Origin of the sequence: Defluviitalea raffinosedens, assembly GCF_016908775.1 — a bacterium.
In the GTDB taxonomy this organism is placed as follows: Bacteria; Bacillota; Clostridia; order Lachnospirales; family Defluviitaleaceae; genus Defluviitalea; species Defluviitalea raffinosedens.
Genome location: NZ_JAFBEP010000001.1, coordinates 372,977 through 383,104, shown reverse-complemented (window position 1 = coordinate 383,104; position 10,128 = coordinate 372,977). Strand labels below are relative to the sequence as shown.

General features: G+C 36.2%; 14 protein-coding genes, 3 tRNA genes and 2 rRNA genes. 14 read left to right on the top strand and 5 right to left on the bottom strand.

The genetic code is table 11. The features are described from left to right. The 5 genes from JOD07_RS01930 to JOD07_RS01910 all read left to right on the top strand — a co-directional run. A 23S ribosomal RNA gene (locus JOD07_RS01930) occupies window positions 1-200 on the top strand; the annotation flags it as partial. A gap of 170 nt (window positions 201-370) precedes the next feature. Continuing rightward, a tRNA-Asn gene (locus tag JOD07_RS01925) sits at window positions 371-445 on the top strand. A 4-nt stretch (window positions 446-449) separates the two neighbouring features. After that, window positions 450-521: transfer RNA gene (locus tag JOD07_RS01920), tRNA-Glu, on the top strand. Window positions 522-531: 10 nt separating this feature from the next. Further along, window positions 532-649 (top strand): 5S ribosomal RNA (rrf, locus tag JOD07_RS01915). Between the two features lie 10 nt (window positions 650-659). Then, window positions 660-731 (top strand) — tRNA-Cys (locus tag JOD07_RS01910). Between the two features lie 55 nt (window positions 732-786). Here the strand turns inward: JOD07_RS01910 and JOD07_RS01905 are convergent. Further along, window positions 787-1,074: a TMEM165/GDT1 family protein gene (locus JOD07_RS01905; RefSeq protein ID WP_158741160.1), complete on the bottom strand. Its 288-nt coding sequence runs from the start codon at window positions 1,072-1,074 to the stop codon at window positions 787-789. Window positions 1,075-1,214: 140 nt separating this feature from the next. Between JOD07_RS01905 and JOD07_RS01900 the strand changes: the two genes are divergently transcribed. From JOD07_RS01900 to JOD07_RS01870, 7 genes are all read left to right on the top strand, one after another. Next, on the top strand, window positions 1,215-1,436 hold the full coding sequence (locus JOD07_RS01900) for a DUF951 domain-containing protein (protein WP_204611799.1): 222 nt from the start codon (window positions 1,215-1,217) through the stop codon (window positions 1,434-1,436). 105 nt (window positions 1,437-1,541) lie between these two features. Further along, window positions 1,542-1,829, top strand: coding sequence for a 30S ribosomal protein S6 (gene rpsF, locus JOD07_RS01895; protein WP_204611797.1), 288 nt, complete (start codon window positions 1,542-1,544; stop codon window positions 1,827-1,829). 88 nt (window positions 1,830-1,917) lie between these two features. Continuing rightward, window positions 1,918-2,367 (top strand): single-stranded DNA-binding protein, encoded by a 450-nt coding sequence (locus JOD07_RS01890; RefSeq protein ID WP_158741157.1) that lies wholly within the window; start codon window positions 1,918-1,920, stop codon window positions 2,365-2,367. Window positions 2,368-2,375: 8 nt separating this feature from the next. Continuing rightward, entirely contained in the window at window positions 2,376-2,630 is a 255-nt protein-coding gene (rpsR, locus tag JOD07_RS01885) for a 30S ribosomal protein S18 (protein WP_158741169.1), read from the top strand. A 117-nt stretch (window positions 2,631-2,747) separates the two neighbouring features. Further along, on the top strand, window positions 2,748-3,728 hold the full coding sequence (locus JOD07_RS01880; protein ID WP_158741156.1) for an AAA family ATPase: 981 nt from the start codon (window positions 2,748-2,750) through the stop codon (window positions 3,726-3,728). 2 nt (window positions 3,729-3,730) lie between these two features. Then, the gene (locus tag JOD07_RS01875) at window positions 3,731-4,603 is read left to right on the top strand and encodes a DUF58 domain-containing protein (protein WP_158741155.1); all 873 of its coding nucleotides are present in this window, start codon (window positions 3,731-3,733) and stop codon (window positions 4,601-4,603) included. 22 nt (window positions 4,604-4,625) lie between these two features. Then, window positions 4,626-6,251, top strand: coding sequence for a PAS domain S-box protein (locus JOD07_RS01870; protein WP_204611795.1), 1,626 nt, complete (start codon window positions 4,626-4,628; stop codon window positions 6,249-6,251). A 29-nt stretch (window positions 6,252-6,280) separates the two neighbouring features. Here JOD07_RS01870 and JOD07_RS01865 read toward each other — a convergent pair whose 3' ends face one another. The 4 genes from JOD07_RS01865 to JOD07_RS01850 all read right to left on the bottom strand — a co-directional run bounded on the left by JOD07_RS01865 (window position 6,281) and on the right by JOD07_RS01850 (window position 8,757). Then, window positions 6,281-7,438, bottom strand: coding sequence for a PP2C family protein-serine/threonine phosphatase (locus JOD07_RS01865; protein ID WP_204611793.1), 1,158 nt, complete (start codon window positions 7,436-7,438; stop codon window positions 6,281-6,283). Beyond that, entirely contained in the window at window positions 7,413-7,859 is a 447-nt protein-coding gene (locus tag JOD07_RS01860) for an ATP-binding protein (protein WP_158741152.1), read from the bottom strand. The genes JOD07_RS01865 and JOD07_RS01860 overlap by 26 nt, the downstream gene beginning before the upstream one ends. A gap of 168 nt (window positions 7,860-8,027) precedes the next feature. After that, window positions 8,028-8,435: an ATP-binding protein gene (locus JOD07_RS01855; RefSeq protein ID WP_158741151.1), complete on the bottom strand. Its 408-nt coding sequence runs from the start codon at window positions 8,433-8,435 to the stop codon at window positions 8,028-8,030. Further along, entirely contained in the window at window positions 8,428-8,757 is a 330-nt protein-coding gene (locus JOD07_RS01850) for an STAS domain-containing protein (RefSeq protein WP_158741150.1), read from the bottom strand. Before JOD07_RS01850 ends, JOD07_RS01855 begins: the two co-directional genes overlap by 8 nt. A gap of 134 nt (window positions 8,758-8,891) precedes the next feature. Between JOD07_RS01850 and pheA the strand changes: the two genes are divergently transcribed. Both pheA and JOD07_RS01840 read left to right on the top strand, forming a co-directional pair. Beyond that, entirely contained in the window at window positions 8,892-9,719 is an 828-nt protein-coding gene (pheA, locus tag JOD07_RS01845; RefSeq protein WP_158741149.1) for a prephenate dehydratase, read from the top strand. A gap of 67 nt (window positions 9,720-9,786) precedes the next feature. Then, on the top strand, window positions 9,787-10,128 hold the full coding sequence (locus tag JOD07_RS01840) for a MazG-like family protein (RefSeq protein WP_158741148.1): 342 nt from the start codon (window positions 9,787-9,789) through the stop codon (window positions 10,126-10,128).

Genomic DNA, 10,128 nt, shown 5'->3' with positions numbered 1-10,128 from the left:
CTACCAAGTGCACAGCAGAGTAGCCAAGTTTGGAAGGGATAAACGCTGAAGGCATCTAAGTGTGAAGCCCACCTCAAGATAAGATTTCCCATAGCATAAGCTAGTAAGACCCCAGGAAGACTACCTGGTAGATAGGCTTAAGGTGAAAGCATGGTAACATGTTGAGCTGATAAGTACTAATAGGTCGAGGGCTTGACCTAAGAAAGCTTTAGCAGACAGTGTTTAGTTTTGAGGGTGCAGATCCTCAAGAAAGCTTCCAAGGGAAGCGAGAATATGAAGTTTTAGAAGAAAATTTCTAAAAACTTCTGATGTGTAGCGAGATTGTGAAGTTTTTGAAAAAAACTTCTAAATAATTGCGAAGCAATTATAATCCTCGATAGCTCAGCGGTAGAGCATCCGGCTGTTAACCGGAGGGTCGTAGGTTCGAATCCTACTCGGGGAGCCAATATGGCCCATTGGTCAAGCGGTTAAGACACCGCCCTTTCACGGCGGTAACAGGGGTTCGAGTCCCCTATGGGTCACTCATATATTTCTGGTGGCGATGCGTCTATGGGAAACACCCATACCCATACCGAACATGATGGTTAAGCCATAGACGGCCGATGGTACTTGGCGGGAGACTGCCTGGGAGAGTAGGTGGCTGCCAGAATTTAAAATATGGCGCCATAGCCAAGTGGTAAGGCAGAGGTCTGCAAAACCTTTATTCATCGGTTCAAATCCGATTGGCGCCTTATAAAATAATCCCCATAGGTTTGATATCCTATGGGGTTTTTGATTATTCTTTTTTTATTTTGATAATTCCATGAATGATTCTTTTAATACAAATATCCCAATTCCTATAAACAAGCATCCGGCAATGAATTTAATAATATGCTGCGGGATATATCTTGATATGTATTCACCAAAAAATGCCCCTAAGAACGTGACCAGAATTAAAGCTAAGGAGGCTCCCAGAAATATTGGGATAGGTTGTTTTTTATCTGCACTCATGCAAAATACTGCTAGTTGAGTTTTATCTCCTAATTCAGCAATAAATAAGGTAAAAAAGGCAGAAAAGAAAAGTTTCCAATTCATTAAGGTTCCCCCATATTTAAGTTTTACAAAGTATTGATATCGTACAGCAATAAAAACACAAAGTTCTGGTTTTATCTTCCTTTCTTTATATATAATACAGTGTAGATCAATTTATTCATTAAAACTATGGAGGTAGGAAAATGAAGTTTTATGTAGGAGATATCGTACAAATGAAAAAACCCCATCCCTGTGGTGCCAATAGGTGGGAAGTACTTAGAGTGGGCATTGATTTTAGATTAAGATGTACGGGATGCAATCATTTAGTCCTGATTCCTCGAACAAAGTTTGAAAAAAGAGTGAAAAAAATTCTTGAGAGGCCAGAAGGAATAGCTGAGGAAATAACTGGGGCAGATAATTTGTAAAAATAGCTTGTATCTTTCTTGATTTTATGGTATCATCTTAGATTGTAAGTGTAAATCCTTGCTCTATTTATAATAGGGCCAAAGTCCAAAAGGAGGTGCTTGAGAATGAACAAATACGAATTTGCAGTGGTTTTTGCACCAAGTCTTGAAGAAGAAGCAAAAAATGCAGCATTGGAAAAAGTTCAAGGCTATATCACAAGATTTGGCGGAACCGTAGAAAAAGTGGATGAATGGGGTAAAAGAAAATTAGCTTACGAAATCAGTAAGTTTAACGAAGGTCTCTATTACTTCATTACTTTCACAGCTGATGCAAGTGCGCCAGCAGAAATTGAAAGCCGTGTTCGTATTATGGATTCTGTAATCAGATATTTGATTACAAAAGTAGAAGAATAATTGATCCATAATGATTAGACATTGAACATATTGGAAATAATTTGAGATAGAATATTGCAGTTCCTCAAAAGATAAAGGGGGTTATTGTATGAATAAAGTGATTTTAATGGGACGATTGACAAAAAACCCGGAAATAAGATACTCGCAAAGCGCAGAGCCGTTGGCAGTAGCTAGATATACCCTCGCTGTTAATAGACGTTTCAGACGTGAAGGAGAGCCGGATGCGGACTTTATTAATGTGGTTGCATTTGGAAAACAGGGAGAATTTGCGGAGAAATATTTTAAGAAAGGGCAGATGGTTTCTGTAGTAGGTCGCCTTCAGGTGCGTTCTTGGGATGACCAGGAAGGTAAAAGAAGATGGTCTACGGATGTGGTTGTTGAAGAACAGTACTTTGCAGAAAGCAAAGCTGCCTTTGAAGCCCATCAGAGCTATGAACCGTCCCAAACACAGCAATATAAAACAACCCCTTTTGATCAAGAACCGGAAGGATTTTATCCAATCGATGAAAGTTTAGAAGATGAAGACTTACCATTCTAGTGAATGGTATTCGTAAAGGAGGGTTAAGCGTGGCAGTTCAAAAAAGACGTATCCGTAAAAGAAAAAAAGTATGTAATTTTTGCATTGATAAAATGAACGTGATTGATTATAAAGATACAAATAGACTTAAAAAATACGTTTCTGAAAGAGGCAAGATTCTTCCAAGAAGAATTACAGGTAACTGTGCAAAGCATCAACGTGCCTTAACAATTGCTATTAAGAGAGCAAGACATATCGCTCTTCTTCCATATACTCAAGATTAATAGGTTAAGAAGTGTCACGAAACTACTAAGTAGTTGGCGGCACTTCTTTTTTATTGACTAATAGATTTCACTTAGATACAATGGAATTAAAACTAGATTAGGTAATGGTGATTAAAAATGGATATAACTGAAAATCAAATTTCAAGCTTTTCTAAACGCTTTACAGAAATAGAAGAGGCCATTGGAGAAAGTATCATAGGGCAGAAAGACATTATACGGTATGTGCTTATGGCTATTATTGCCGGGGGTAATGTGCTCCTTGAAGGGCTTCCCGGCTTAGGAAAAACACAATTGGTCAAAACCTTAGGGAAAGTGCTGGATCTTAGATTCTCAAGAATTCAGTTTACCCCGGATTTAATGCCAGCAGATGTTATTGGAACCAATATCATTATGAAGAAGCAGGACGGAAGCAGTGAATTTCAATTTCAGGCAGGGCCTGTATTCTCAAACATTGTGTTAGCCGATGAAATCAATCGTGCAACGCCAAAAACCCAAAGTGCAATGCTGGAAGCCATGCAGGAAAAAACCGTTACAGTAGGCAATAATACATACACTCTTCCTAGTCCATTTTTTGTAATGGCGACTCAAAATCCTTTAGAAATGGAAGGAACTTATCCTTTGCCGGAAGCCCAGATGGACCGGTTTATGTTCAAACTAGATGTTAAGTTCCCAAACGAAAAAGAATTGGCTCAAATTGTAGGCCTGACAACAGGAGTTAATGTTTCTGAGCCAAGAACTGTATGCGGCAAAGAAGATCTATTACAGATGGGAGAAATCGCAAAGCAGGTGCCAATTGCAAACCCTGTATTGGAGTATGCTATGCAGCTTATACTGAAACTTCATCCGGAATCGGAGCATGCTTCTGAAACAACTAAAAAATATGTAAGATATGGTCCAAGTCCAAGGGGTGCTCAGGCAATTATTATCGCTGCAAGAATTCATGCCTTGCTTGAAGGCAGATACAATGTATCCTTTGATGATATTAAGACTGTGGCCCTTCCTACTTTAAGGCACCGTATTTTCTTAAATTTTGAAGCTTTAGCAGATCAGGTTACATCAGATGATTTGATTTTGGCAGCTTTAGAGGAAGGGAAATAACTATGCCCAAATTGATGGAAGTTATTACAAAAGAATTTTTATCCCAATTGGATGTTTTTGCTATAAGAATGGAGTCTCTTCTTGTCAATGGATATAGCGGTGCGCGAAAATCAAAAGCTCAGGGGATGTCCTTAGAGTTTTCTGATTTTCGTCCCTATGTTCTTGGAGATGACTTAAGAAGAATTGACTGGAACAGTTATGGCCGCTTTGATAAACCGTTTTTAAAACTTTTTATGGAAGAAAAACAAGGAAATGTAAATGTATTTTTAGACAACAGCATGTCTATGGACGACAGTGAAATAAGCAAAATTTTTTATGGAAAGCATTTGGCGGCAGCTATTGCATATATTGGATTAAGAAACATGGATGTAGTGAATCTCTATGCCTGTGGCAGAACGATTAACGCAGAGAAGAAAAATATCAAATCAAAAAACTTGTTTTATGATGTTGTAAAGTTTTTAGATGAACTTCCTCTTGATAGAGAAACGACTTTAACCCAGTCTATTATGAGCCTTAAGAATTATCCTATGGCACAGGGGATCTCTTTTATTCTGTCTGATTTTTTTTCGCAGGATGGATATGAAGAAGCAGTGAAGCTTCTTCAATATAAAAAACAGCAGGTTGTACTGGTTCAAATTTTATCCCCGGAAGAACTAAACCCAAGTCTTAGGGGATATTACAGGCTAACAGATCAAGAAAGCGGGGAATTTAAAGATATAGAATTAACAGAGAGTACAATCGAAGCATACAAAAAGGCCCTTAAAGAATTTCAAATTCAAATTCAATCCTTTTGCCAAAAGCGCGGTCAACAGTATGTTTGCCTATCAACAGATATACCTATTTTAACAGGTCTTAAGAAATGTTTGGGAGAATGAGAAAAGGAAGAAGAGTGTCGTCATGAAAGAACATCCTAAATTTGAATTCATAATCCATTCAGTGTTATTGGTTATAGGCGTTTTGCTGGGTGTAGTACTTTTTTATATACATACTTATATTTCCGACGGAATCGCAATTTTGATGATTATAGGGGATGTATTTTTAGTACTTGCTTTTTCTTTTATATCCTGGTGGAAGTATAAGAAAAATGTTTATGGACAAATAGATGCATTAATGAAAAATATTGAAAGTATTTCTAAAGGGGAAGAAGCTGATTTCGCGCCTTCTAAGGCATTCGAGAAGGTGTATAATGCTCTGGAATCTTTAAGAGGACATTTAAAACGTCAAAACAGGATTAAAGTTAAGACATTTAATATCATTAATGCCTTGGCAGTGAATATTCAACTGGAAAAGCTTTTAGAAGATCTTCTTCCCAAAGTGATTGATGCAACAAGAAGCAACTGGGGAGCGTTTTATATTGCCAGCTCTGTTACGAATAAGTTGGAGATCAAGGCTTCTTTTGGATTTTCTAAGAATGTGTATAAGGAGTTTGATATTTCTATTGGAGAAGGGTTTATCGGGCAGGCGGCACAAAGCAATGAAATTCAAATTATCTCCGATATTCCTGAGGATACGGCATATTGTACCCGGACATTTTTAGGAAAGATTAAGCCTAAGTCCCTGATGGTCGTTCCTATTTCAACTCAGCATGAGCTGGTAGGAATATTGGTATTGGCCAGTATTACAGATTATCAGGAAGAGCAGATAGAGGTCATAAAGTCTATTCGCTATTATCTAGGAATGTCTGTTTCCAATGCGATGATTTATGAAAGAACGGAAAGACTTTCAAAAGAGCTGCAGTTTCAAAATCAGCTGATTCAAAATATGAATGATGAATTAGAAGAAAAGGTAAAAGAAAGAACAGATTTCTTAAACAATATTATAAACAGTATAAAAGATTATGCCATCGTATCTATGGATAAGGACGGTTTTATTACTACCTGGAATAAAGGAGCAGAATTATTGGAAGGCTATAAAGCAGAGGAAATCATAGGCAATCATATATCAACCCTTTATAAGGACGAAGATGTAAAATCAGGAAAAGTGGAAAAGGAGCTGGAAATCGCCAAAACAGAAGGGGAATATGTTGAATATGGATGGAGGACCAAGAAAAACGGAGAAAACTATTTTGCCGAGGTCCTTATTACTCCAATGTATAATAAAAATAATGAGCTCATCGGATTTACCAATATCACTAAAGACATTACTGCGATGAAAAACATGGAGCAGGCCTTAATCTATGAAAAGAACTTTAATCAGAAACTTTTGGAGAGCAGTACGAGGGCCCTTCTGCTCATCGACAGGGAAGGAATCATTATACAGAGCAACGAACTAATATCTTCTTTATTGGGATTTACCAGGGAAGAAATGAAAGGAAAATATTTTGCCGATTATTTTGATGATCCGGAAATGGTGGATAAAAGTCTAAAAGATATGATGAGAAGAGGTAGTCTCGGGGAATGGAAGTGGAATATCAGGGATAAAGAAAACAATTCCCTTCCAGTGATTGTGAATGCTTATGAGATCATGGATCATCAAGGAAAAGGATCGGAAATTTTATTATATTTAAAGATCCAGGAAATATAAGAGGAGTTGAAAGTAAAGCTTTCAACTCCTTATATTTTGCATATAATAATGCTTACATCATCGGTTTCATATTTTGATGAATCATCGAGATAATAAAACTGATTTAAAATAGATTCTATGATTTCTTCTGAGGGCTGGTTTTTGTAGTCCAGCAACAGTTCTTTTAATTTTTGAATAAATTCTTCCGGATTATCTTTGTAAAGGGAATCACATAAGCCATCCGTATAAAATAAAATGACATCTCCTTTTTCAAATACAGTGGATTTTAAATCATAGGAAGAATCTTCCATAAGACCAATGGGAAGACCGTTGATACTGAGTTCTTCTACTGTGTCATCGCAGGATCGGACAAACAGAGGTAGCGCTTGTCCTGCATTGGAATAATGTATGATCCTATTTTTGGTATCTATTTTTGCATAAAAGGCTGAGGCATATACATCAGTGATTTTATTGGCAAATACATTAATAAATTCTCGATTCATTTGAGACAGGAGTTTATCTGGTTCAGGACAGGCAGCTACCAGATTTCTGAATAACATTTTTACCATAGATGTAAGAAGAGCAGCTGAGATTCCATGGCCTGAAACATCGGCAATAAATACCCCGACAGAATCTTCATTTAACTTGATGATGTCGTATACATCTCCTCCCACATCTAAGGCTGGTATATAGCGGCTCGTAAATTTTACGTCATTCACTGAGAAGTTGGCCTCCTGAATTAAGGACTGCTGAATTTGCTTTGCCATTTTAAGCTGATAATCCATGATGTTATTTTTTTCCTGAAGTTCGGCATATTGCTTTTTTAACTGATCGCTTAAATGTTTGATACGAAGAAGAGATTTTACCTTTGAAAGCAGGGTCATTTTATCAAAGGATTTGGTAATAAAATCATCTGCACCTGCTTCAAAGGCTCTTACTTTCGTATCTTTTGAATCCAGAGCCGTTATAACCAATATGGAAATATATTTTGTGTCTTCATTGCTTTTTAAGATTTTGCAAACGTCATAACCGCTTATATTAGGCATCATAATATCTAATATAATCAAATCAGGCTGAAGCAGTTTTGCTTTTTTGATTGCCATAGAGCCACTATTGGCTGTGATGACATCATATCCTGCATTGATTAAATATCGGCTGATCAATTCTACATTTTGCTCGATATCATCTACAACTAAGATTTTGTCCATTTTTGCTCATCCTTTTGTAAAAGCTTATTCGTTTTCCTGAAGGTTCATAATGAAGTTCATTGGTTAATGATTGTACCAGCTGAATGCCTCGACCGCTTTCTAAGAAAAGCCGGTCTGTTTTTTCTATTTCTTTTAATATACGATTATAGTCAAAGCCATTTCCTTCATCTGTAATAGTAGAGTATATACTATCATCCCCTATAATTTCAATCGTTACAGATACAAATTTGCTTTTATCGTTTTCATTTCCGTGAATTACGGCATTGATTAAGAGCTCATTATAAATTAATTTGCAATCAAAATAATCCTCTGAGGATAAAGAAGGAAAGGAACAGCATAAATAGTCCATAATTTCTTCTATGACTGTTCTAATACATTTGAGTTCACTTGGAAAGGTCTTTTTGAAGAGTTGAGCTTTCATAAAACCACCTTCATCCCTATTGATCTTACATGGCAAAGCTTCATAAAAGACATGTATTATTATATATATATTAATTCTGCGCAAAGGAATATTATACCTTTTTTGAATCAAAAATTTTTAGAAAAATAAAAAAGTGGTATATATAACCACTTTTAAGAACATATGCATTTATTTTAATTTTTTCAACATTACTATATGGGTATCATCATCTTTATTAGAGATAGAAATGAAATCCATTAATGCTTCGATCATCAGGATGCCTAAGCCGTCTTCCTCTTGTCCGGAACTTTTTTTGAATCTGCGGGTGGTTAACTGAATCTCCAGACCTTCCTCTTTAATCATAAATTGAATTTTGAAAGTACTTTGCCCATCTCTGTCTAATTGATACTGTTTGATTAAATATGTACAAGCTTCTGATACAGCTGCTTTAATATCTTCAATATCTTCAATGTCAAATCCCATGCGGTTTGCAATGGAAGAGGCAGTGAGTCTTGCAGCAGAGACATAGGCAGGATTTAAGGGGAGTCCCAGTTCAATAACATCTTGGTTGGCGGATGGATTTTTAGGATTATTCATGGGCAGCACCTTCTATCATAAATACTTTGTTTAAGTCAGTGATTTTAAAGATTTTTGCTACATTAGGCTTGAGCTGAGATAAATGAATATTTCCATTAAACTGCTTAACTTTTTTAAGAACAGATACCAATGAGCCTAATCCGGTGCTGTCAATATATTCTAAATTACTGCAGTCGATATATAAATCCGCTTGTTTTTCTTCAAGGAGCTCATATAATTTTCCTTTTAATTGTTCAGAATTATAGATATCAATCTCACCTTCAATAGAGATATGCCATTGATGATCCGATTCATTTAATTTATGGGTAATTTTAAAGTCCATTTTCCAGTGCCTCCTTTATTTAGAAATATATATCAACAGTAGTATAGCACAGATTAAGCATAAATGCCATAGATTTAAAAAAATGTATGTGATAGAATAAAAGAGCTTATACTTCTAAAGAAAGTGGGGAAGCTATGTTACTTGCAGGATATTTAGGACCAAGCGGAACTTTTTCGGAGCAGGCGGCTTATGCGTATTTTAACAATATAAATGAATATCAGTTAATTCCTTTTCCAACGATTCAGGATTTATTACAGGCTGTAGACAAAGGAGAAGTTTCAAAAGGCGTTGTTCCTATTGAAAATTCCATCGAAGGGGCTGTCAATACAACTGTGGATATGCTGGCCTTTGAAGTCAATTTAAAAATACAGGCGGAAATTGTAATACCTGTAAGACATTATTTTATTGGATTTGAAGAATTCGGTTTTGGTGAAATTAAAGCAGTTTTATCCCATCCTCAGGCCATTGCCCAATGCAGAAACTATTTACATACTCATGTTCCAAAAGCTGAGATCGTATTTACCAGTTCAACTGCCGAAGCAGTAAGGGAAGTTGCAGCCAATAAGGCTCCCAGGGCAGCAGTAGGAACTTTGCTTGCAGCAAAGAAATATGGACTTTCTGTTCTGGATTCCGATATTCAGGATAACAAACATAATGAAACCAGATTCGTAGTATTAGGAAAAGAAGAGGGCAAAAGGGGTGCAAAATGCAAAACCAGCCTTGTATTTTCCACGGAGAATAAGCCTGGGGAACTCTACAGAGTTTTAAATATTTTTTCTCTATGGGATGTCAACATGACTAAAATCTTATCCAGGCCTTCTAAAACAAGACTGGGTGAATACGTATTTTTTGTTGACTTAGAGGGACATATTTTGGAAGAGGATATGAAAAATGCGCTTATGATGGTACAGAGAAAAACTTCATTTTACAAATTATTAGGGTCCTATGAGATTATTGAATAGACTTTTCATTAAAACGAAAGAATGATATAATTAAAAGACGGTTTCAATGGGAGAATGGGGTGGTATTATGGCGATGCACGATAAAGAGTTCGATATTACACGCTCTTTAAAAATTATCGAAAAGTTAAAGGCACAACTTCTTTCAGATGTAGCAAATCTGTTTTCAGGAATGCTTGATTATGGGAATCAAAGTTACCAGGACAGAGGAGACTTATTAGCCAATATCATTATTCTTACTTATCTACTCGCAAAAAGATTAGGAATACCATATAATACATTAGATATGAAGATTCGTAACAAATTAAAAGTAGGTATTTTAGAAAATACTGATGAGCAAGAATGGTTTGCTGATTTGACAGCTTTACTTAGACATCTGGATGGAGCGTATGAGAAAAACAGGAGGTCATGA

Coding starts and splice junctions, on each gene's coding strand:
- JOD07_RS01865 (WP_204611793.1), bottom strand. CDS start 7,438: ATGGACAAAATCTTAGTTGTAGATGATATCGAGCAAAATGTAGAATTG.
- JOD07_RS01840 (WP_158741148.1), top strand. CDS start 9,787: ATGGCGATGCACGATAAAGAGTTCGATATTACACGCTCTTTAAAAATT.
- JOD07_RS01905 (WP_158741160.1), bottom strand. CDS start 1,074: ATGAATTGGAAACTTTTCTTTTCTGCCTTTTTTACCTTATTTATTGCT.
- JOD07_RS01875 (WP_158741155.1), top strand. CDS start 3,731: ATGCCCAAATTGATGGAAGTTATTACAAAAGAATTTTTATCCCAATTG.
- JOD07_RS01880 (WP_158741156.1), top strand. CDS start 2,748: ATGGATATAACTGAAAATCAAATTTCAAGCTTTTCTAAACGCTTTACA.
- JOD07_RS01855 (WP_158741151.1), bottom strand. CDS start 8,435: ATGAATAATCCTAAAAATCCATCCGCCAACCAAGATGTTATTGAACTG.
- rpsF (WP_204611797.1), top strand. CDS start 1,542: ATGAACAAATACGAATTTGCAGTGGTTTTTGCACCAAGTCTTGAAGAA.
- pheA (WP_158741149.1), top strand. CDS start 8,892: ATGTTACTTGCAGGATATTTAGGACCAAGCGGAACTTTTTCGGAGCAG.
- JOD07_RS01860 (WP_158741152.1), bottom strand. CDS start 7,859: ATGAAAGCTCAACTCTTCAAAAAGACCTTTCCAAGTGAACTCAAATGT.
- JOD07_RS01890 (WP_158741157.1), top strand. CDS start 1,918: ATGAATAAAGTGATTTTAATGGGACGATTGACAAAAAACCCGGAAATA.
- JOD07_RS01900 (WP_204611799.1), top strand. CDS start 1,215: ATGAAGTTTTATGTAGGAGATATCGTACAAATGAAAAAACCCCATCCC.
- JOD07_RS01850 (WP_158741150.1), bottom strand. CDS start 8,757: ATGGACTTTAAAATTACCCATAAATTAAATGAATCGGATCATCAATGG.
- JOD07_RS01870 (WP_204611795.1), top strand. CDS start 4,626: ATGAAAGAACATCCTAAATTTGAATTCATAATCCATTCAGTGTTATTG.